Below are 19,744 nucleotides of genomic sequence, written 5' to 3'. Positions count from 1 at the left end.
GAGGCGGGGTGAGGTGGGGTGGGGTGGGGTGGGGTGGGGTGGAGTGTGCGGCGGGATGGGCGGCGGGGATGGGCGGCGGGAATGGACGGCGGGATGGGCGGGCGATCCGTACCAGCGGGGGCGAACAGGGCAGCCGGGTGGGGTCGCCCCGTCCAGCTTCGCCCCGTTCCTCTTCGCCCCGTCCAGTTGGACAGGACCGAGGCGTCGTAGCTCGCGCAGAAGTTCGATATCCACAGGGTGTGGATGAGCGAGCGGCTTGGCCGCATGGCCTGTGTCCGGGCCGCGTTCTACCGGGACAGTCAGGGCGTTCTGTCCTATAACGACCACGACGGAGTCGGCAAACCGCACCGGTTTCCGCTCCGGCGCGCTGAATGTCGAGGCGAGTCCGAGCCCCATGCTGCGGTCAGCGCCACGCCGAGCGCGACAGCGACGAACGCGCCGAGCAGCCCGGCCCAGCGGGTACGGAGGGAGGCGAGGAACATCATCGGCCACCCGCGATCATCGAACGGGTCGAGACCTGCGGCGCACTGCAGCAGCGTCGACTTGCCGGAGCCGGACGGCCCCATGATCGCGGTGAAGGTCCCGGCACGTATCGCGAGGTCGACGCCGTCGAGGGCGGTCACGTCGCGGTATCGGCGGCGGACGGCGTGAGCCGTACGGCGGTTGTGACGGCGGTTGAGGTGGCAGTTGAGACGGCGGTTGAGTCGGGGGTTGAGGTCATGTCTCGACCCAACCGTCCGCGGCCCCGCCGGGCACGACCACTGGGGGGCGTCCTGGGGGTAGGCCCAGCCATACCCTTGACGTATGGATCCGGTGACCGAGGTGATCGACAAGGCGTTCGCGGCAGCGTTGTACGCGGACGGCGACGAGGGGCTCGACACCGGCGCGTCCCTCCTCGCGGCGGCCCCGGAGGCCGACGCGGAGCTGTGGCGCAGGGGCGAGGAACTGGTGCGCCGCACGTGGGAGCGGGGCTGGCAGCCCGCGGACGTCATACGCATGGTCGAACGCGCCCAGGACGACACCGCCCACGGGGTCGACCGGGTTCTCCTGGTGCGGTTGGCCGCCGAGGCGATCACGACGCAGACCAGGCGGTACGGGGACACGCTCCCGCCCCGTTGGCAGGCGCAGCTGGCCGAGCTCGCCCCCGCGGGCGGCCTGAAGCCGGATCGCTTCTCCCGGGCCACCGCTGCCCTCGCCCTCTACCGTCTTCTCCTTCGCCTTCCCGCGATCGAGCCGGTGGGTCCCGCCCCCGGCAGCCCGCTCCACGCGCCCCCGCCTCCCGGCCACGAAGAGCCCCGCATCCTTACCCGCATCCGTGCCCTCCTGGCGAAGGCCGAGGCCACTGGTTTTCCCGATGAGGCGGAGGCGCTCACCGCCAAGGCGCAGGAGCTGATGGCCAGGCACACCATCGACGAGGCGCTGCTCGCGTCCCGTACGCGTGCCAAGGACACGCCGGGTGCCTGCCGTATCGGCGTGGACGCCCCGTACGAGACGGCGAAGGCGATCCTCCTGGACGCCGTGGCCACCGCGAATCGCTGCCGCGCGGTGTGGAACGAGGCGTACGGCTTCTCGACCGTCGTCGGCTTCGAACCCGACCTGGAAGTGGTCGAGCTTCTCCACACCTCTCTCCTCGTGCAGGGGACGGCTGCGATGACGAAGGCGGAGGCCGGGCAGCGGGCGGGGGGCCGGAAGCGTACGAAGACGTTTCGGCAGGCGTTCCTGCTGGCGTACGCGAATCGTCTCGGGGCGCGTCTCGCCGCGGCGGCGGAGGATGTCGCCGTGGGGTCCCCGGATGCGGGGGAGCTGCTGCCGGTCCTCGCTGCTCGGGATGTGGCCGTCACGTCCCATGCCGAGCGGATGTTTCCGGAGACGACTACTACGCGGGTGCGGGGCGTTACGGACCATGAGGGCTGGGCCCATGGGACCGCGGCGGCGGATGAGGCGCAGGTGGGTGCGGGGCGGCGGCGCCTCGCTTAGGGGGGTGCGGGGCGGCGGCGCCTCGCCTAGGGGGTGCGGGTGCCATGGCCTTGGCTGGACGCACGGGGCTCTCCCACTCACCTGCCCGTTCCCTCGCGTCACCTTGCGTCCTGCCTGACTGAACAGCCATTTCCCGTCTGCCGTCTGCTGCCGCCTGCCGCCTGCCGCCTGCTGTCTGCCGTTCGCCCGTCTGCTGTCCGCTGCCTGCTGCGGCCCGTCCGGCCGCTGCCCGGCTGCCCGCCGCCTGCCTGCCCGTCGCCCGGATGCCCTGCTGTCAGCCCGCCCGCCGTCCGCCCGTCCGCCCGTCGTCCGCCCGGCCTGCCGCCGTCCGTCGCCTGCCGCCGCCGTCGCCCACCAGCTGTCCGCCGCCTGCCCGATACCCCGGATCGGCTGGTGCGCGAGCAGGGCGACCCGGGCGACCCGCGGGCGACCCGGGAGAGCAGACAGGCGCAAGCTCCCCCACGCACCCACGCACCCACGCACCCACACAGTGACAACCAAGCCCGATATGCCCCGTATCATCACAGAGTGACCTGGCTTCGAGCGCTGAAGGAGACCACCCGCTCGGGGTTGACCGTCGAGCGGAAGCGCCTCGAACCCCTTATCGCCCTCCGGGGTGCGGTCGGCCTCGCCGTCATCATCGGCGTGAGCCTCACCCTCTTCGGCCCAGCCGTCGCCGCCAGCTCGGCCTTCGGGGCCTTCCAGGCCGCCATCGCCACCTTTCAGCGCAGCTGGCGCCCCCGCCCGGAACTGGCCCTGGCCTCCGGCACGAGCCTCGCCGTCTCCACCTTCCTCGGCTACCTCACCGGCTCCCACACCCTCCTCTTCCTCGCCCTCCTCTCCCTCTGGACCTTCCTCTCGGGGCTGAGCTGGGCCGCGGGCCCGACCATCGGCATCATCGCCTCGTCCAACGTCGCGATCATGCTGGTCACGGTCACCCTCCCCGGCTCCCTGGCCGCTGCCGGCGGCCACGCCGCGATGATGGTGGTGGGCGGCGCGGTCCAGGCCGCCCTCGTCGTCCTGTTCCCCGTACGCAGATGGGGCGCCCACCGAGACGCCCTCGCCGACGCGCTCGCGGCCGAGGCCGACTACGCCCGCCGCCTGCGCCACGACCCCCACGCCGACTTCGACCCGGAACCCCTGATGGCGGCCCGCGACGCGGCGACCGTCACCCCGCGGCAGGCCCGTAGCCGCCCCGCCGAACTCCACGGCGCCCGCGGCCTGGCGGAACGCATCCGCCCGGTACTCGCCTCACTGGCCGACCCGGCGGTGGGCGTACCGGAAGAGGGCCCCGAGCGCGATCGCGTACGCGAGGTCCTGGCCGCGGCGGGCGCGATCCTGGACGCGGCGGCCAGGGCGATCCGGCAGGGCGAACCGGTGAAGATCCCACCCGCGGCCGTGGCCACCCTCCAGACCCCGGACACCGGAGCGATCCTCACGGGCCCGGCACAGAGAGCGGCGAAACGCCTGGCCGCGCTACTGCGCGACGTGGTCGAAACAGCAGGCAAGCCCCCCGACAAGGCCGCCGCCCTCACCACCACAGCCAGCAGCACAAAGCCCACAGAAACAACGGGAGCAACCCCGGCCCAAACAACGGGAGCAACCCCAACCCAAACAACGGGAGCAACCCCGACCCAAACCCCAACCCCAACCCCAACCCCGACCCAAGCCCCGGCCCCAACCCCAACCTCAACCCCACCCCCCGCCCCCCTCCTCCGCCCCACCTTCCCCGCCCTGCTCCCCGCAGCCCTCCGCGCCATGAGGGCCGAACTCCGCCGCCGCCACGAATCCCCCGTCACGCGCCACGCGATCCGCGTCACCGCGGTGGCCGCCGCCGGTTACCTCCTGGGCACCTGGCTTCCCCTCGGCCACGGCTACTGGGCGCCCATGGCCTCCGTCATGATCATGCGCCCCGACTTCTCGCAGACGTACTCCCGCGCGGTGGCCCGTTTCGGCGGCACCCTCGTGGGTGTCGCCCTGGCCACGGGCCTGGTGCAGCTGGCGAGCCCCGGTACCGAGCTCTCCGCGGCGCTCGCCGTGCTCTGCGCCGGAATGATGTATCTGCTGATGCGTACGGGGCAGGTCGCGGCGCAGGCCTGCGTGGCCGCGTACGTCGTGTTCCTGCTCGGGATGGGCGGCGAACAGTGGACGCAGACCGTGCCGGAGCGCGTCGTCCTCACGCTCCTCGGCGGTGTCCTCGCGATGATCGCGTACGCCGTGTACCCGGCCTGGGAGACCCCGCGCCTGCGCAACCGCCTGGCCGACTGGCTGGTGGCGGACGGCCGTTACGCCGCAGCCGTCGTCAGCCGTTACGCCGACCCCACCGGAAGCTCCTGCCCGGATGTCCGCGAGGCGCTCCTCGCCGCCCGCGACGCCCGTATCGTCTGGCAGGAAGCCCTGGCCCGCGCCAAGCACGAACCGGTACGCCACCGCGGCCTCTCCCGCGCCGCTGCCGCCGACGCCGAGGAGGTCCTCGCTCAACTCGGCCGCGTGGCCATGCTGATGGAGGCCCACCTCCCGGACCGCGACGCGACCCCCGTCCCCGCCGCCGACCACCTCGCGGAAGCCCTGCGCAAGTCGACGGAGGACGGCGCGAAGGCGGTACGCGAACGCCGTGTCCCGAAGTGGGAAGCCGTACGCGAGGCCCTCGACGCGTGGGACGGCGACGGCGTCCCCGACCGGGTCGTACGCAGAGGCGCGGCCCTCCTGCTCGCGACCCTCCAGGAACTTTCCGACGCCCTCGACACCGCGCCACCGCCCATGCTGGTGGACGGCTCGGAAACAGGCACGCGAGCGACCCCGGGCGCGGACGCGGACGCACAGACAGACAACGGACCGCAGGACCCTGAACAAGGTCCCACGGCCCGCTAGCCGTTCAGGCGCTCAACACCTCAAGCCCAACCCCTCAAGCCCAACCCCTCAAGCCCAACCCCTCAGGCAACACCCTCAGGCAACGCGCCTCAGGACTGCGGAAGCCCCGCCGTAGGCAGCCCCTCCGGCAGCTTCCCGCCCTCGGTCCTCCTGAACTGGTCCTTGTCCGCACCCTGCCAAGAGACCGTCATCGACGTCTTGTCGACCGACTCGATCGTGCCATTGGTGCGATCCGATTCGCCCTTGGCGCACTTGAGGTCGAGCGTCTCGCCGCCCGCCGTCCCACTGCACAGGACGTTCTCGCCGAGCAGCGTCGCCTGCGTCCCGGCGATGACAAGGGCGAGCGGATTCCCGTCGGCGGTGGCGACCCAACTGCCCTCGGAGCTGCCGTCCTTGGCCCCGCCCTCGTCCGGCGCACCGGACCCGTCGGACCCGCCGGACCCGTCGGCCCCGGCGGAGGACGCCGCCGAGCCCTTGTCCTTGCCCGCGTCGCCGCCGTCCCCGCCATCGCCGCCGTCACTGCTGCAACCGGTCAGGACGAGCGCGGCGACAAGACCCGCGGCCGCGGCACCGATACGTACGTTCCGGACGTGCATGCGCACTGAACTCCCCCTACATGACGCTCTACGGCAGTCGAATCATTACGGCAGTCGGACCAGGTCGGCAATCGCGCGCCAAGCTACCAGGACGACTTGCGCACTCCGGGGAGGAATCCGGCGTGCGCTTGGTCACGCAGTTTCACCCTGGAGAGGCCGAACTTGCCCACGTAACCGCGCGGGCGACCGTCGACGCTGTCCCGGTTGCGTACGCGGGTCGCGCTCGCGTCCCGTGGCTGTCGCGCCAACTCTGCCTGAGCCGCGCGCCGTTCGGCATCACCCGCGCCGGGCCTGCGGAGGATCTCCTTCAGCTCGGCCCGTCGCGCGGCGTACCGCGCGACGGTCTCGCGCCGCTTCTCGTTCTTCGCGATCTTGCTCTGCTTGGCCATCAGACCCTCACTCCACGCGCACGGATCCTGGCGACGGCGGCCTCGATGCCGATGGAGTCGACGGTCTTGATGCCCTTGGCGCTGAGCCGCAGCCGTACGTGGCGGCCCTCGCTCGGCAGCCAGTAGCGCTTGCGCTGGACGTTGACGTCGAACCGGCGTGACGTGCGCCGGTGCGAATGGGAGATCTGGTTGCCGAAGCCCGGCGTGGCGCCGGTCAGCTGGCAGTGAGCGGACAAGGTGACGCACCTCTCGGTCGTGGGGACGAGATCCCCTGCGGAACCGTTTTGAAAACGGGATTCATTTTCATACACTAGCGGCATGGCTCGCAACGAACTCCGCCCCGTCATCAAGCTCCGGTCCACAGCCGGCACCGGCTACACGTACGTGACCCGCAAGAACCGCCGTAACGACCCCGACCGCGTGACGCTGCGCAAGTACGACCCGGTCGTCGGGCGGCACGTCGATTTCCGAGAGGAGCGCTGACCGCGATGCGCAAGGACATCCACCCGCCGTACGGCCCCGTCGTCTTCCGCGACAAGTCCGCCGGCTTCGCCTTCCTCACCCGGTCCACCGCGACCTGCGAGAAGACGGTCGAGTGGGACGACGGGCGCACGTACCCCGTCATCGACGTCGAGGTCTCCTCCGCGAGCCACCCCTTCTACACGGGCACGGCCAAGGTCCTGGACACCGCGGGCCGCGTGGAGCGCTTCGAACGCCGATACGGCGCACGGTGAACTCGATGGAACCGATGGAACCGATGGAACCGATGGAACCGATGGAACCGATGGAACCGACGGGATCGATGGAGCCGAGGGGATCGATGGAGCCGAGGGGATCGATGGAACCGACGGGATCGATGGAACCGACGGGATCGATGGAGCCGAGGGGATCGATGGAGCCGAGGGGATCGATGGACATCGCGATCGTCGGCGGGCTGCACTCCGACGCCCGCAAGGAGGCCGTCGCGCGGCTCCTCGCCATCGTTCCGGGGAGCGTGGCGCTCCATCACGACCTGGCGACGGCCGTGCACGGCACAGTCGTACGTACGGTGCGCGACGCCACCGGAGTGCTCTCCACCGGAGAGGCGCCGCTGGTCAACGACTGTGCGTGCTGCGCCCTGCGCGAGGACCTGGTGCCCGAGCTCGAACGGCTCGCGGACTCCGGGCTCACGCGGCTCGCGGTCGTCGAGCTGTGGGACTCCGTCGAGCCCAAGGCGATGGCCGAGGTGATCACGGCGCACGTGCGCGAAGGGCTGCGGCTGAGCGGCGTGATCACGGCCGTCGACCCGGCCCTCCTGCTGCCCTACCTCGGCAACGGCGACGACCTCATGGAGGCCGGGCTCGCCGCTGCCGCCACGGATCAGCGCACGGTCGCCGACACCTGGGCCCGCCAACTGGAGTACGCGCCCGTGCTCGCCGTCGCGGACTCTCCCGAAGCCGACGACGAGGATCGCGCGCTCCTCGCCCAGCTCCACCCGACTGCCCGTCAGGTCCCGATCAGCGGTCATGGGGACCTGGCGGGCGCCGCGCTCGCCGGATTCGACGTCGAGGCGGCCGCCGCCGCCCAGCATCCGTCCTGCGCGCTGCTGCCGACCGACGCGGATGAAGCGGGGGTCGCCACCCTCGTATGGCACCGGGAACGGCCCTTCCACCCGGAGCGGCTCTACCAGGCCCTGGAGGACCTGACCTGCGCGGCGGCCCGCAGCCGCGGCCGGTTCTGGCTGGCCGACCACCCGGACACGCTCCTCGGCTGGGACGCGGCCGGCGGTGCGCTCTGCGTGGAGAGCGCGGGACCGTGGCTGGCCTCGCTGCCGGACGCGGCGTGGGAGATGGTGCCGCCGGTGCGGCGTGCGGCGGCAGCCCTCGACTGGCATCCGGAGCACGGCGACTGCTGCCAGCACCTGGTCTTCACCTCGCCGGGCCTGGACCGCGAGGGCCTCGAAGAGGTCCTCGAATCCTGCCTCCTGACCGACGAGGAGTACGCCGCGGGGCGCGACGCCTGGAAGCACCTGCCCCCTGCCTTCGACACCTTCCTGGAGGTCTGAATGTCCCCCCGCAAGCCGTCCCCACGCGTCCAGAAGCCGCGGCCCAACCCGCTGGGGCCGACGAAAATCACGTATATCGACTACAAGGACACGGAGTTGCTCCGGAAGTTCATCTCGGACCGGGGGAAGATCCGCTCCCGGCGGGTCACTCGGGTCAGCGCCCAGCAGCAGCGACTCCTTGCTCGCGCGATCAAGAATGCGAGGGAGATGGCGTTGCTGCCGTACGGCTCGGCTCGCTGAAGCGTGCCGCCCCGAATCAGACCAGACCAGACCAGGCTGGAACGGACCAGGCTGGAACGGACCAGGCCAGACCAGACCCCAGACCCCAGACCAGACCAGGCCAGACCCCAGATCAGACCGCACCAGACCAGACCAGCAGGACGTTCCCTGTTCACCTCGCAGGGAGCGTCCTGTTTTTTGTCGTGCGGGCCGCGGGCCAAGATCCTTCCGGTCCATTACCTGAACGTTGGAACACAAAGGGCCCGGCGTGCGTCTTTTCTTAGTACGCGAGCTAAGTGCAAGAGCCGAATACGCGAGCCAAGTACGCGAATTTGGTGCGCCTACTTGGCTCGCGAAGCTTCGACCCGGAGTACCCGTTCGGCGACCCGTTCGCATGTCATGCGGGGACTTGGGCAAGTGCTGACGGGGATGCTGACAGAGCTGTAATCAAGAGAACACCCCGTGTGCACGTGCATCTGCCCATGCATCGGCATGTGAACACAGCTATGATCCGAGACAGTTGACCACTGCATCTAAGGCCACCACATCAGGCACTGCACCACCGGGGAGCGACTGTGCACCACGTGTTTAACGGCATGGCCGCCACGGAGCTCGACGGGGTGGTCTGGCAGAAGAGCAGGCACAGCAACTCGCAGGGCGCCTGCGTGGAGTTCGCGAAACTGCCGGGCGGCGACGTCGCCGTACGCAACTCGCGGTTCCCCGACGGTCCGGCGCTGGTCTACACGCGCGCCGAGATAGAGGCGATGTTGCTCGGGATGAAAGACGGGGATTTCGACCACCTGATAGGTGGTTAGCGCCCCACGACAGGTGGTCAGTGCCCCACGACAGGTGGTTGGTTCCCACGGCAGGTGGTCAGCGCCCCACAACAGCTGATCAGCGCGCCCCAGGCCAGGGCAGTTGGCCCGCCCCGCTAAGCCAGCTGGAACAACGCCCACACGACCTTGCCCCGCAGTGCGCCCGCGAGCGGGTGCCAGCCCCAGCTGTCGCTGAACGAGTCCACCAGGAACAGGCCGCGGCCCGACTCGGCGGAGAAGTCGTCGTCCGTCTCGCGCGCGACCGGACTGTCGTCACTGGGGTCGCGCACCGCGCACACCAGGCGTGAGGTCCAGCACATCAAGTGCAGCCGCACCGGCGGGCGTTCGTCGCGCGGGGTGTCCGAAGGCAGGGCATGCCGCAGGGCGTTGGTGACCAGTTCGGAGACGACGAGGGCGGTGTCGTCGAAGCGCTCTTCCAGTTCCCACTGGCACAGCGTCTTGCGGGTGAACTGCCGTGCGCTGCTGACCGCTTCATAGCGGGCGGGCAGGGAACAGGAGGCCGCGCTGGAGACCGCTGAGGGGTCGAGTGGGGGAAGCCCCTGCCGTAACGGCTCGAGCATGGTCGATCCATTCGTCCCCATGCGAGGCACTCCCCGGTTTCGCGGTACATAGCGATGGAGCGGTGGTGCGATGCAGCAGTGGTGCGCAGTGATGCGGGTGCAGCGGTGGTGCGGGTGCAGCGGTGATGCGGGTACAGCTCGGTCCGACGGAGATACAGCGACGTTGTTCAGTCGTCGTGTAGTCGTCTTGCAGTCCATCGTTCCGAATGCGTACAGCAGATGCAAGGGCAGATGCACGTGCACGCGCCGGACTTGCTAGTTCCCGTGCTACTTCTCGCCCATTTCTTCCTACGACTTCTTGTGGAGGACTTCCGAAGTCTTTCCGTTTCTGTAACCGAACGAGTACGGCCTGAAGCGTTTAATGGCAGACTGCTGGCTTCCAAGCGATGGGGAGGGTTGAGCGAAGTGACCGTAGGGGAGTCGAGTGGCTCGGTCGTACGGCGCATGCTCCTTGGCTCGCAACTCAGGCGCCTGAGGGAATCGCGCGGTATCACCCGTGAAGCGGCCGGCTACTCGATCCGCGCATCCGAATCGAAGATCAGCCGCATGGAGTTGGGACGGGTGAGCTTCAAGCCCAGGGACGTCGAGGACCTGTTGACGCTGTACGGCGTCACCGACGATGCCGAGCGGGTCGCCCTGCTATCGCTCGCCAGAGAGGCCAACCTCACCGGCTGGTGGCACAGTTACTCGGATGTCCTGCCTGGCTGGTTCCAAACATACGTGGGGCTTGAAGGGGCCGCCTCGCTCATCCGCGTCTACGAAGTCCAGTTCGTCAACGGCCTGTTGCAGACCGAGGCCTACGCGCACGCGGTCGTCTCGCGCGGCATGAAGGGTGCCAGCAAGGCCGACATCGAGCGCCGTGTCGCCCTGCGCCTCGAACGCCAGAAGCTGCTCATCTCCGAGCGTGCGCCCGGCTTCCACTGCGTACTCGACGAAGCCGCGCTCCGACGCCCGTACGGGGACCGGGAAGTGATGCGTGGTCAGCTCCAGCATCTGATCGACATCTCGGAACGGCCGAATGTCACTCTTCAGATCATGCCGTTCAGTTTCGGTGGGCACTCGGGCGAGAGCGGAGCGTTCACCATGCTGCGCTTTCCGGAATCGGACCTCTCGGACGTCGTGTACGTGGAACAGCTGACGGGGGCCCTGTACCTCGATAAAGCGGAGGAAGTCGGCCAGTACGAGCGGGTGGTGGGCCAACTGCAGAGCGACAGCCCGAATCCGGCCGATAGTCGCGACCTTCTCCGTGGTCTGCTCCAACTCATCTGAGGCGTCAGTACGATGACGGGCATTCTGATGTCCGAACAGACGGCGGCAAGGGGTCTCATGTCCTTCTTCACTGACCTGGCTCACCAGTACATCGACGGTGAGTGGAAGGCCGGTACCGGCTCCTGGGACATCATCAACTTCAACCCGTACAACGGGGAGAAGCTGGCGTCGATCACCGTCGCGACGGCCGACGAGGTGGACCAGGCCTACCGAGCGGCCGACCGTGCGCAGAAGGAGTGGGGCAGGACCAGCCCTTACGCCCGGCGTGCCGTCTTCGAGCGTGCCCTGCGCATCATCGAGGACCGTGAGGAAGAGATAGCCGAGGCCATCGTCGCCGAGCTGGGCGGCACCCGGGTCAAGGCCGCCTTCGAGATCCACCTCACCAAGGAGTTCCTGCGCGAGGCGGTCAACTTCGCGCTGCTGCCCGAGGGCCGCATCCTGCCGTCGCCCGGCGCGGACAAGGAGAATCGTCTCTTCCGCGAGCCGGTGGGCGTGGTCGGTGTCATCAGCCCCTTCAACTTCCCGCTCCTTCTCTCCACCAAGACGGTCGCCCCCGCGCTCGCTCTCGGCAACGCGGTGGTGCTCAAGCCGCACCAGAACGCGCCGGTGACGGGCGGTGGCCTCCTTGCGAAGGTGTTCGAGGACGCGGGCCTTCCGGCCGGCGTCCTGAACGTGGTCGTCACCGACATCGCCGAGATCGGTGACGCGTTCATCGAGCACCCGGTGCCGAGCGTCATCTCCTTCACCGGCTCCGACCGCGTGGGCCGCCATGTCGCCATGGTCTGTGCCTCGCACTTCAAGCGGTCGATCCTGGAGCTCGGCGGCAACAGCGCCCTCGTCGTCCTGGACGACGCGGACATCGACTACGCCGTGGACGCGGCGGTCTTCAGCCGGTTCGTGCACCAGGGGCAGGTCTGCATGGCCGCCAACCGCATCCTCGTGGACCGGTCGCTGGAGGCGGAGTTCACCGAGAAGTTCGTCGCCAAGGTCGCGTCCTTGAAGGTCGGCGACCCGGCGGACCCGGCCACCCACATCGGCCCGCTGATCAACTCCTCGCAGGCGGACGCGGTGACGAAGATCGTCGACCAGACGGTGGCCGCGGGCGCCAAGGCCCTCCTGTACGGCCGCGCCAAGGGCAACCTCGTGGCGCCCACCGTCCTGACGGACCTGCCCGCCGACTCCCCGGCCCTGCGCCAGGAGATCTTCGGCCCGGTGGCGCTGCTCGTGCCCTTCGACGGCGAGGAAGAAGCCGTACGCATCGCCAACGACACCCCGTACGGGCTCAGCGGCGCCGTCCACACCGCCGACGTCGAACGCGGAGTGCGGTTCGCGCGGCGGATCAACAGCGGCATGTTCCACGTGAACGACGGCACCGTGCACGACGAGCCGATCGTGCCCTTCGGCGGCGAGAAGCGCTCGGGCACCGGGCGCCTCAACGGCGAGTCGACGGTGGAGGCGTTCACCACGCAGAAGTGGGTCTCGGTGCAGCACGGACGCTCCCAATTCCCGTTCTGAGCCCCCCGAGTCCTTTTCTGAGCCCCCCGGCCTCCCCCCGGCCCCCCGGACCCACCGGGACCCGCGCGCACCCTTCCCGGACCCACGCGCACCTACCCGGCCCCTTGCGGACAGAAGCTGACCGCAAGGGTCCGTAGCGTCAGTGGTGTTCGAAAGGCCGGAAAGCCCGGCAGGCTCCACAGGCTCGGAGAGGCGGACCCCATGGTCACCCACGTCAACGCAGAGGCCCCCGGCGACGAGCGCGGCGCGCTGCTCGCCTTCCTCGACGCCGAGCGCGGCGGCATCCGGCGGGCCCTGATCGGCCTGACCGACGAGCAGGCGGCGACCAAGCCGAGCGCCAGCGAGCTCTCGCTCTCCGGGCTGCTCAAGCATGTCGCGGAGGCCGAGGAGAGCTGGATCTCACGGGCGAAGGGCGTCGACCCCGCGGTCGAGCGCACCGAGGCGAACTGGGACGAGTGCTTCCGCCTCGTCGAGGGCGAGACGGTCGAGTCGGTCCTCGGCTACTGGGGTCAAGTGGCTACCCGTACCGAGGAGTTCATCCGCTCCTTGCCCACTCTCGATGAGACCTTCGCGCTCCCTGATCAGCCGTGGTTCCCGAAGGAGGACGTGTCGATGCGGTGGGTGCTGCTCCGCCTGATCAGCGAGGTGTCCCGGCACTCGGGCCACGCCGACATCATCCGCGAGTCCCTCGACGGCAAGACGGCCTTCGAGCTGGTGGCACTGGAGCGCGGCGAGAGCTGGGGCTAAAGACTCTCCCGCTCCTGCTCTCCGAGGTGCGCGGCCTCTCCGGGATGCTCCTCCTCTCCGAGGTGCGCGGCCCCTCCGAGCTGCTCCTCCTCTCCGAGGTGCGCTGCCATCTCCGACCGCAGAGCGTGCAGCTCCTGGAGCTGTACGGGGGTGGGGGTGCCGTCGGCCGCGAGCGCGCGGTCGATGATGCGGACGGCGGCCGCGTGGTCCTGCTTGGACTCGCCGAGGAGGGTGGCCTGGTGCAGGGCGCGCGCGTACCTCTCCCTCGGCACCGGCGCGTGCTCGAAGGAGTCGGCGATGGGCTGCCCGACGCGGACGCAGTTGCCCGCCGGGTCCGTCATCAGGAACTGCCGCACCCCGTAACTCATGTCCTTCACGGCGCCGATCCGGGGCAGGCCGCGCGTCGGTATCCGCCCGAGCGTCTGCTTGAGCCCGGCCCGGAAGGCCTCGTGGAGGGTGTCCACGTCGTCGGTCACGACGTAACAGGTGCTGTAGGAGGCCTGCGGGTCGTATCCCTTGAGCTGGAAGAACTGCAGCTCCATGTCTCCGCGCCGGACGACGGCGTACGGATTGGGAGCCTTCTGGTAGAAGGTCACTTCGAAGCCCACGGCTCGGTAGAAATCGAGGGTCTCGTCGAGTGCGTGGCAGGGGAACAAGGGGATCATTGTCTCGGCCATACCGCTACTCTAATCAAAGTTGATTAGAAGGAGGTGGCTTTTATGTCGGCGATCCGACTCCTCGTCCTCGGCGCCGTCCGTCAGCACGGGCGGGCCCACGGCTATCAGGTGCGCAACGACCTGGAGTACTGGGGCGCCCATGAGTGGTCCAACGCGAAGCCCGGCTCGATCTACCACGCGCTGAAACAGATGGCCAAGCAAGGCCTGCTGCTCGCGCACGAGACCGCCCCGTCGACGGCGGGCGGCCCGCCGCGCACGGAGTACGAGATCACGGAGGCGGGCACCGAGGAGTTCCTCAGCCTGCTCCGGTCCAACCTGGTCTCGTACGACCAGCGCCCTGACATGCTCACGGCGGCGATCGGGTTCATCGTCGAACTGCCCCGTGACGAGGTGGTCGACCTGCTGAAGCAGCGGGTGCGGAGCATCGAGGAGTGGCGCGGGTCCGTCACGGAGCACTACATCCCCGAGGACGGCCCGGAGCAGCTCGGGCACATCGGCGAGATCATGAACTACTGGGTGCACACGGCCGACGGGGGTGTGGAGTGGGCGCACGGCCTGATCCGGCGGATCGAGGGCGGGGCGTACTCGTTCGCGGGGGAGGGTGATCCGTTCGTGGGCGTCCTCGCCGAGGGGGAGGAGAACCCGTACGCGACCGGGGAGCCGCACGCGGAGGACGACCGCTGACGCGACCGCTGATACGACCGCCGATCACGTCCGTCCGACTACAGCCCGGTCGCCGTGGGTCTCATGGTGGGCCCTGGTGGCAAGACCTAGTGGCGGGCCCTAGTGGTGGAACCCCGTCGCCGCGTCCTTGTCCCGGGTCATCGGGTGCGCCTGGTTGCGCAGTTCGGGCAGCAGGCTGCTCAGATCCGCGAGGAAGAGCTCCGCGAGGTCGGCGGTGAAGCCGTTGCGGCAGACCACGCGGAGGACCGCCAGATCCTCGCGATGGGCCGGGAAGGTGTACGCGGGCACGAGCCAGCCCCGCTCGCGCAGCCGCCGGGACACGTCGAAGACGTCGTAGGCCTGCACGTCCTCCAGCGTCGTGAAGGCGAACACCGGCAGCTCGTCGCCCCGGGTGATCAGCCGGAAGTCACCGAGCGCCTCGACGCGGTCGGCGAGGCCGCGGGCGACGTTCCGTGCCGCCTCCTGGACGGCGCGGTAGCCCTCACGGCCCAGGCGCAGGAACGTGTAGTACTGCGCGACGACCTGCGCGCCGGGCCGGGAGAAGTTCAGCGCGAACGTCGGCATGTCACCGCCGAGATAGTTCACCCGGAAGACCAGCTCCTCCGGCAGCGCCTCCTCGTCCCGCCACAGCGCCCAGCCGACGCCCGGATAGACCAGGCCGTACTTGTGGCCCGACGTGTTGATCGAGGCCACCCTCGGAAGGCGGAAGTCCCACTCCAGGTCCTCGTCGAGGAACGGCGCCACCATCGCGCCGGACGCGCCGTCGACGTGCACGGGGATGTCGAGCCCTGTGTGCTCCTGGAGGTCGTCGAGGGCCGCGCAGAGCTCGGCCACCGGCTCGTACGACCCGTCGAAGGTGGAGCCGAGCACCGCCACGACACCGATCGTGTTCTCGTCGCAGAGCTCGGCGGCGGCTGCCGGGTCGAGGTGGAACCGGCTGCCCTCCATGGGGATCAAGCGCGCCTCGACCTCCCAGAAGTTGCAGAACTTCTCCCAGCAGACCTGGACGTTGACGCCCATGACGAGGTTGGGGCGCGCGGTGGACGACGGATAGCGGTCGATGTTCCGCTTGGCGTTGGTCCAACGGCGCTTGAGCGCCATCCCGGCGAGCATGCACGCCTCGCTCGACCCGGTCGTCGAACAGCCGACGGCGCCCATCGGGTCCGGCGCGTGCCACAGGTCGGCGAGCATGGCCACGCAGCGCCGCTCCAGCTCGGCGGTATGCGGGTACTCGTCCTTGTCGATCATGTTCTTGTCCCGGCACTCGCCCATGAGGACACCGGCCTGCGGCTCCATCCACGTCGTGACGAAGGTCGCGAGGTTGAGGCGTGAGTTGCCGTCCAGCATCAGCTCGTCGTGCACCAGCTGGTACGCCGTCGTGGGCGGCAGCGGCCCGTCGGGGAGGCGGTGCTTCGGCGGCGCCTCGGTCATGCCGCTGACGGGGTTGGCCTCCCCGTAGAAGGGGTTCACCGAGAGGGTGTGCTTGGTGGGCTGCTCGGGGCCCGGGTGTTGGCGGGGCATGGGCGGTCTCCTCGTGGCTGAGGTTTTCTGTCCCTGGCTGTCCCTGTCTGTTCCTGACCTCGCAGGCGGGTACTCCGTGCCTGCTCCGTACTCACCACGTACCTGCTGGCGAGAATATGGCCGACTGCCGGGATCTGCACTTGCACCTCACGTGGCGTGAGGAATCAGGCTGAAACGCGTACCGAGAGAGGGGAGGCGGGAGCCATGAGTTACTCCGTGGGACAGGTCGCCGGTTTCGCCGGAGTGACGGTGCGCACGCTGCACCACTACGACGAGATCGGCCTGCTCGTGCCCAGCGAGCGCAGCCACGCGGGCCACCGGCGCTACAGCGACGGAGACCTGGACCGGTTGCAGCAAATCCTGTTCTACCGGGAGCTCGGCTTCCGCCTCGACGAGGTGGCGGCCCTCCTGGACGACCCGGACACGGACCCGCGCGCGCACCTGCGCCGCCAGCACGAGCTGCTGACCGCCCGGATCACCAAGCTCCAGGAGATGGCCGCCGCCGTCGAGACCGCCATGGAGGCGAAGAAGATGGGCATCAACCTCACGCCCGAGGAGAAGTTCGAGGTCTTCGGGGACCACGACCCCGACCAGTACGCGGAGGAGGTCGAGCGGCGCTGGGGCGACACCGAGGGCTACAAGGAGTCGCAGCGCAGAGCCGCCTCGTACACCAAGGAGGACTGGCAGCGGATCAACGACACGTTCGACGCGGTGCACGCGCGCATGGCCGGGCTGCTGGCCCGGGGCCTGGCCGCGGACTCCGAGGAGGCGATGGACGTCGCGGAGGAACACCGCGGTTTCATCTGCCACTTCCACTACGACTGCTCGTACGAGATCCACACCTGCCTCGGCGAGATGTACGTGGCGGACGAGCGGTTCACGGCCACCTACGAGGCCATCAGGCCCGGTCTCGCCGTCTACATGCGGGACGCGATCCTCGCGAACGCGGCGCGCCACAGCTGATCAGCTGTTGCGCGGAGCACGGGTAAGGGGCGTCCACCATGGGTGGGCGTCCCTTACCCGTCCTGTCACTGCTCCTGCGCGATCACCATGCAGTCCCGTACGCGCACACCTCTGTCCCCACGTCCGCGGCCTCGGGGAAGCGCGGTGAGGCCGAAGACTTCACCGATAATCTGTTGTACGCGGTATCCCGGTACGTCGTTCGTCGTCACGACCAGTACGTCGGAGTGCGGATCGGTGCCGCCGCCGAAATCTTCGATACCCCTGGCACACAGCTTTGTCCCAGAGCCCGCACAGCGCACTCTGGGAAGGGCGGTGGAACCTGGGCACGTCACCTCGCGTTGATAGCTTTGGGCGGCCGTCCCCGCCGCATCGCCCTCTCACCCTCAGGAGCCCGGAACCGTGACGACGCTTGCGCTCGGACCAAGCTGGCTGGACCCGGATTACCTTCTGAACACGTTCGGGGTCTGGGGTCTGCTCGCGATCGTCTTCGCCGAGTCCGGCCTGCTCATCGGCTTCTTCCTGCCGGGCGACTCGCTGCTGTTCACGACGGGTCTGCTCATCACGACGAAGCAGCTGGACTTCCCGCTCTGGCTCTGTGTGGTCCTCATCTGCGTCGCCGCGATCCTCGGCGACCAGGCGGGTTACCTCTTCGGCAAGAAGGTCGGCCCCTCGCTCTTCAACCGCCCGGACTCCAAGCTTTTCAAGCAGGAGAACGTGGTCAAGGCGCACGAGTTCTTCGAGAAGTACGGCCCGAAGTCCCTGGTCCTGGCCCGCTTCGTGCCCATCGTGCGTACGTTCACGCCGATCATCGCGGGCGTCAGCGGCATGCGGTACCGCTCGTTCATCACGTTCAACATCATCGGCGGCGTCCTGTGGGGCGCGGGCGTGACGATGCTCGGCGCGTGGCTGGGCAACGTCGACTTCGTGCACAAGAACATCGAGGCGATCCTCATCCTGATCGTCCTGATCTCGGTGGTGCCGATCGCGATCGAGTTCCTGCGGGCGCGCAGCAAGTCCAAGAAGGCCGCGGCGGCCGAGGGCGACGCCCCGGGGGCTGCCCCGGCGTCGCGCGGTCGACACGCCAAGCGATAGTCCCGAAGCGGCCGGTGGGACCCGGGGTCAGAATCCTCGGGTCCGCTTGGCCGCACGGCGGTTCGCCGCGGTGGTCGCGCCCGGCACCTTGAGGATCAGGCGCGAGACCTCGCTGCCCAGGTTCACGCCGATCGCGATGGCCAGTGCCGTCGCCGCCGCCTTGGTGAGCGAGTTGATGCCCGTGGTCATGTCGTTCTGGGCGAGGGCGAGCAGCCCGAAGTACGTCGCGCTACCGGGCAGCAGCGGGCCGATGGCGGCGGTGACGTACGGCAGTGAAGAGGCGAAGCGGTAGCGCGAGAATAGCTGGCCGAACAGGCCCACGAGCCCGGCGGCGATGGCCGTCGACGCGACCGGCGAGAGTTCGAGCGACGTCTGCGCGAGTGCGCCGAACATGATCCAGGCGATACCGCCGTTGAGGGTCACGATCAGCACGGTGTGACGTTCCTGCTGGAGCAGTATCGCGAAGGCGAGACTCAGCGCCATCGACGCCAGGATCTGGATCACCGGGCGCGAGTCGACCTCCACGAACGTCGTCTCCGGCTGCAGACTCGTCGCGTCCAGCATCACGCCGAGCGACAGGACGAGCAGCACGCCGCAGACGATGCCCACGACGAGGTAGCAGACCTCGAGGAGGCGGGCGGCCGCCGTGATGTAGTAGCCGGTCAGGCCGTCCTGGACGCCCGCGACCAGGGCTCTTCCGGGGATCAGCGCGAAGAGGCCACCCGTGATCACCGCGGACGCGTTGACCTCCTGAGAGTGCACGAGGCTGAGCGTGACGCCCATCGCGGCGGGCGGCATCGCGGCCCCCACGAACTGGTAGAACTCCGGAAGCCCGCGGCCCGCGCACAGCCAGGCGAGACGGTCGCCGAGCATCGCGCCGACCGCAGCGATCACGAAGACGAGCGCGCCACCGCCGACGAGCACGGAAGCCGAGCCCGCGAGCAGCCCGCCGGCCGCCGTGAGTGCCCAGCCGGGGTAGGGGTGACGGTTACGGCGGATTGCCGCCAGACGGCGGTATGCCTCCTCCAGGGAGACCTCGATGTCCGTGTCGCTGATGTCGTCCACCAGCCGGAAGACGGCAGCGAGACGCGTGTAGTCGGTGCCTCGGCGGCGTACCGTCCTGGACGCCGTGACCGGGTCGTCCACCAGGGACGGCTGGTGCGAGATCGAGAGCAGCGTGAACGTCACGGTCGGCTCGCAGCGGTCAAGGCCGTAACTGCGGCAGACGGCGAACATCGCCGCCTCCACGTCCTCGGCGCCCTCACCGCCCGCGAGCAGCAGCTCGCCGATACGCAGGGTGAGGTCGAGCACGCGCGGAACGGCGGGGCCGGTCTCGTCCTCGTGCTTCTGCGAGGCCTCAGGAGTGGGCCGCTCTGCCACCGGCATGCGCAGCATCGTGCGCATCTGGTCCTGCCAGGGCGTCTCCTTGGTGAGCTTCACCAGAGGTATGCCCTGCGGGGGAGTGAAGGCGGGCGGCGCGTTGCGGGAGCTGTAGGTGTTCGGCGTGGTGAACGCCGACTTCTCGGTCTCCTGGGTGGTCGAGGAGAGGCTCGGCGACGTGAGGTTCGGCAGACCCGTCGGGATCGCGAACTCGGAGGTCGTCTGCGACTCGTCCTCGGGTGCCTGTGGCTGCGCCAGTACGCCGGTGGGCTGAGTGAACGCACTCCGTGCCTCGTCCGACTGTGGCTTTCGGTCCTCGGCCTCCTGATCAGCCACTTTCACTGCCTCGCTCCCACATACGTACCTTGTGCACCTCCAGTACGAACAGTATGCGCACAGATACG

General features: G+C 69.2%; 20 protein-coding genes and 1 pseudogene. 13 read left to right on the top strand and 8 right to left on the bottom strand.

The window, feature by feature from the left end; translation table 11 throughout:
• Nucleotides 1-509: 509 nt before the first annotated feature.
• A pseudogene (locus tag ACZ5CR_RS19295) lies at nt 510-721 on the bottom strand (ATP-binding cassette domain-containing protein); the annotation flags it as partial.
• A 92-nt stretch (nt 722-813) separates the two neighbouring features.
• Here ACZ5CR_RS19295 and ACZ5CR_RS19290 point away from each other — a divergent pair.
• Together ACZ5CR_RS19290 and ACZ5CR_RS19285 are read left to right on the top strand one after the other, a co-directional pair.
• Entirely contained in the window at nt 814-1,977 is a 1,164-nt protein-coding gene (locus ACZ5CR_RS19290; RefSeq protein WP_468859219.1) for a DUF2786 domain-containing protein, read from the top strand.
• Nucleotides 1,978-2,505: 528 nt separating this feature from the next.
• Nucleotides 2,506-4,848 carry an FUSC family protein gene (locus ACZ5CR_RS19285; RefSeq protein ID WP_468859002.1) on the top strand — a complete coding sequence of 781 codons (2,343 nt, stop codon included), beginning with the start codon at nt 2,506-2,508 and terminating at the stop codon, nt 4,846-4,848.
• An 89-nt stretch (nt 4,849-4,937) separates the two neighbouring features.
• Here ACZ5CR_RS19285 and ACZ5CR_RS19280 read toward each other — a convergent pair whose 3' ends face one another.
• The 3 genes from ACZ5CR_RS19280 to rpmB all read right to left on the bottom strand — a co-directional run bounded on the left by ACZ5CR_RS19280 (nt 4,938) and on the right by rpmB (nt 6,069).
• The gene (locus ACZ5CR_RS19280; protein WP_468859000.1) at nt 4,938-5,444 is read right to left on the bottom strand and encodes a hypothetical protein; all 507 of its coding nucleotides are present in this window, start codon (nt 5,442-5,444) and stop codon (nt 4,938-4,940) included.
• Nucleotides 5,445-5,527: 83 nt separating this feature from the next.
• Nucleotides 5,528-5,833 carry a 30S ribosomal protein S14 gene (gene rpsN / locus ACZ5CR_RS19275; RefSeq protein ID WP_468858999.1) on the bottom strand — a complete coding sequence of 102 codons (306 nt, stop codon included), beginning with the start codon at nt 5,831-5,833 and terminating at the stop codon, nt 5,528-5,530.
• Complete coding sequence (gene rpmB / locus ACZ5CR_RS19270) at nt 5,833-6,069, bottom strand: 50S ribosomal protein L28 (RefSeq protein WP_389902020.1); 237 nt, start codon at nt 6,067-6,069, stop codon at nt 5,833-5,835. The genes rpsN and rpmB overlap by 1 nt, the downstream gene beginning before the upstream one ends.
• 82 nt (nt 6,070-6,151) lie before the next feature.
• Between rpmB and rpmG the strand changes: the two genes are divergently transcribed.
• The 5 genes from rpmG (at nt 6,152) to ACZ5CR_RS19245 (ending at nt 8,911) form a co-directional block, all read left to right on the top strand.
• The gene (gene rpmG, locus ACZ5CR_RS19265; RefSeq protein ID WP_383267870.1) at nt 6,152-6,316 is read left to right on the top strand and encodes a 50S ribosomal protein L33; all 165 of its coding nucleotides are present in this window, start codon (nt 6,152-6,154) and stop codon (nt 6,314-6,316) included.
• Nucleotides 6,317-6,321: 5 nt separating this feature from the next.
• A complete protein-coding gene (locus ACZ5CR_RS19260) occupies nt 6,322-6,567 on the top strand; it encodes a type B 50S ribosomal protein L31 (protein ID WP_468858996.1) in 246 nt (81 codons plus the stop codon).
• A 176-nt stretch (nt 6,568-6,743) separates the two neighbouring features.
• Complete coding sequence (locus tag ACZ5CR_RS19255; RefSeq protein WP_468858994.1) at nt 6,744-7,877, top strand: CobW family GTP-binding protein; 1,134 nt, start codon at nt 6,744-6,746, stop codon at nt 7,875-7,877.
• Nucleotides 7,878-8,117, top strand: coding sequence for a 30S ribosomal protein S18 (gene rpsR, locus ACZ5CR_RS19250; protein ID WP_468858993.1), 240 nt, complete (start codon nt 7,878-7,880; stop codon nt 8,115-8,117). It abuts the gene before it with no gap.
• 575 nt (nt 8,118-8,692) lie between these two features.
• On the top strand, nt 8,693-8,911 hold the full coding sequence (locus ACZ5CR_RS19245; RefSeq protein ID WP_468859217.1) for a DUF397 domain-containing protein: 219 nt from the start codon (nt 8,693-8,695) through the stop codon (nt 8,909-8,911).
• 116 nt (nt 8,912-9,027) lie between these two features.
• Here ACZ5CR_RS19245 and ACZ5CR_RS19240 read toward each other — a convergent pair whose 3' ends face one another.
• Nucleotides 9,028-9,513, bottom strand: a complete 486-nt coding sequence (locus ACZ5CR_RS19240) for an ATP-binding protein (RefSeq protein ID WP_468858991.1) — start codon at nt 9,511-9,513, stop codon at nt 9,028-9,030.
• 384 nt (nt 9,514-9,897) lie between these two features.
• On the opposite strand from ACZ5CR_RS19240, the gene ACZ5CR_RS19235 reads away from it, so the two are divergent.
• The 3 genes from ACZ5CR_RS19235 (at nt 9,898) to ACZ5CR_RS19225 (ending at nt 13,023) form a co-directional block, all read left to right on the top strand.
• Nucleotides 9,898-10,761, top strand: a complete 864-nt coding sequence (locus ACZ5CR_RS19235; RefSeq protein WP_468859215.1) for a helix-turn-helix domain-containing protein — start codon at nt 9,898-9,900, stop codon at nt 10,759-10,761.
• 57 nt (nt 10,762-10,818) lie between these two features.
• The gene (locus tag ACZ5CR_RS19230; RefSeq protein ID WP_468858990.1) at nt 10,819-12,276 is read left to right on the top strand and encodes an aldehyde dehydrogenase family protein; all 1,458 of its coding nucleotides are present in this window, start codon (nt 10,819-10,821) and stop codon (nt 12,274-12,276) included.
• A gap of 201 nt (nt 12,277-12,477) precedes the next feature.
• Nucleotides 12,478-13,023 (top strand): DinB family protein, encoded by a 546-nt coding sequence (locus tag ACZ5CR_RS19225; RefSeq protein ID WP_468858988.1) that lies wholly within the window; start codon nt 12,478-12,480, stop codon nt 13,021-13,023.
• Here ACZ5CR_RS19225 and ACZ5CR_RS19220 read toward each other — a convergent pair.
• Nucleotides 13,020-13,700 (bottom strand): bleomycin resistance protein, encoded by a 681-nt coding sequence (locus tag ACZ5CR_RS19220; RefSeq protein ID WP_468858986.1) that lies wholly within the window; start codon nt 13,698-13,700, stop codon nt 13,020-13,022. The genes ACZ5CR_RS19225 and ACZ5CR_RS19220 overlap by 4 nt on opposite strands.
• A gap of 42 nt (nt 13,701-13,742) precedes the next feature.
• Between ACZ5CR_RS19220 and ACZ5CR_RS19215 the strand changes: the two genes are divergently transcribed.
• Nucleotides 13,743-14,384, top strand: coding sequence for a PadR family transcriptional regulator (locus tag ACZ5CR_RS19215; RefSeq protein ID WP_468858984.1), 642 nt, complete (start codon nt 13,743-13,745; stop codon nt 14,382-14,384).
• A gap of 99 nt (nt 14,385-14,483) precedes the next feature.
• Here the strand turns inward: ACZ5CR_RS19215 and ACZ5CR_RS19210 are convergent, their stop codons facing one another.
• Nucleotides 14,484-15,905 carry a glutamate decarboxylase gene (locus ACZ5CR_RS19210; protein ID WP_468858982.1) on the bottom strand — a complete coding sequence of 474 codons (1,422 nt, stop codon included), beginning with the start codon at nt 15,903-15,905 and terminating at the stop codon, nt 14,484-14,486.
• A gap of 204 nt (nt 15,906-16,109) precedes the next feature.
• Here ACZ5CR_RS19210 and ACZ5CR_RS19205 point away from each other — a divergent pair, with 204 nt between their 5' ends.
• Both ACZ5CR_RS19205 and ACZ5CR_RS19200 read left to right on the top strand, forming a co-directional pair.
• Nucleotides 16,110-16,868 (top strand): MerR family transcriptional regulator, encoded by a 759-nt coding sequence (locus ACZ5CR_RS19205; protein ID WP_468858980.1) that lies wholly within the window; start codon nt 16,110-16,112, stop codon nt 16,866-16,868.
• Between the two features lie 399 nt (nt 16,869-17,267).
• The gene (locus tag ACZ5CR_RS19200; RefSeq protein ID WP_468858978.1) at nt 17,268-17,960 is read left to right on the top strand and encodes a DedA family protein; all 693 of its coding nucleotides are present in this window, start codon (nt 17,268-17,270) and stop codon (nt 17,958-17,960) included.
• A 27-nt stretch (nt 17,961-17,987) separates the two neighbouring features.
• Here ACZ5CR_RS19200 and ACZ5CR_RS19195 read toward each other — a convergent pair whose 3' ends face one another.
• The gene (locus tag ACZ5CR_RS19195) at nt 17,988-19,676 is read right to left on the bottom strand and encodes a threonine/serine exporter family protein (RefSeq protein ID WP_468858976.1); all 1,689 of its coding nucleotides are present in this window, start codon (nt 19,674-19,676) and stop codon (nt 17,988-17,990) included.
• Between the last annotated feature and the right edge of the window lie 68 nt (nt 19,677-19,744).

The organism is Streptomyces sp. NPDC031274 (assembly GCF_055570235.1).
This window is presented reverse-complemented; position numbering and strand designations above follow the sequence as displayed.

Excerpts from the sequence above, each read along its gene's own strand:
- ACZ5CR_RS19280 (WP_468859000.1), bottom strand. The coding sequence starts at position 5,444 with ATGCACGTCCGGAACGTACGTATCGGTGCCGCGGCCGCGGGTCTTGTC.
- rpsN (WP_468858999.1), bottom strand. The coding sequence starts at position 5,833 with ATGGCCAAGCAGAGCAAGATCGCGAAGAACGAGAAGCGGCGCGAGACC.
- rpmG (WP_383267870.1), top strand. The coding sequence starts at position 6,152 with ATGGCTCGCAACGAACTCCGCCCCGTCATCAAGCTCCGGTCCACAGCC.
- ACZ5CR_RS19260 (WP_468858996.1), top strand. The coding sequence starts at position 6,322 with ATGCGCAAGGACATCCACCCGCCGTACGGCCCCGTCGTCTTCCGCGAC.
- ACZ5CR_RS19255 (WP_468858994.1), top strand. The coding sequence starts at position 6,744 with ATGGACATCGCGATCGTCGGCGGGCTGCACTCCGACGCCCGCAAGGAG.
- rpsR (WP_468858993.1), top strand. The coding sequence starts at position 7,878 with ATGTCCCCCCGCAAGCCGTCCCCACGCGTCCAGAAGCCGCGGCCCAAC.
- ACZ5CR_RS19245 (WP_468859217.1), top strand. The coding sequence starts at position 8,693 with ATGGCCGCCACGGAGCTCGACGGGGTGGTCTGGCAGAAGAGCAGGCAC.
- ACZ5CR_RS19240 (WP_468858991.1), bottom strand. The coding sequence starts at position 9,513 with ATGGGGACGAATGGATCGACCATGCTCGAGCCGTTACGGCAGGGGCTT.
- ACZ5CR_RS19230 (WP_468858990.1), top strand. The coding sequence starts at position 10,819 with ATGTCCTTCTTCACTGACCTGGCTCACCAGTACATCGACGGTGAGTGG.
- ACZ5CR_RS19225 (WP_468858988.1), top strand. The coding sequence starts at position 12,478 with ATGGTCACCCACGTCAACGCAGAGGCCCCCGGCGACGAGCGCGGCGCG.
- ACZ5CR_RS19220 (WP_468858986.1), bottom strand. The coding sequence starts at position 13,700 with ATGGCCGAGACAATGATCCCCTTGTTCCCCTGCCACGCACTCGACGAG.
- ACZ5CR_RS19215 (WP_468858984.1), top strand. The coding sequence starts at position 13,743 with ATGTCGGCGATCCGACTCCTCGTCCTCGGCGCCGTCCGTCAGCACGGG.
- ACZ5CR_RS19210 (WP_468858982.1), bottom strand. The coding sequence starts at position 15,905 with ATGCCCCGCCAACACCCGGGCCCCGAGCAGCCCACCAAGCACACCCTC.
- ACZ5CR_RS19205 (WP_468858980.1), top strand. The coding sequence starts at position 16,110 with ATGAGTTACTCCGTGGGACAGGTCGCCGGTTTCGCCGGAGTGACGGTG.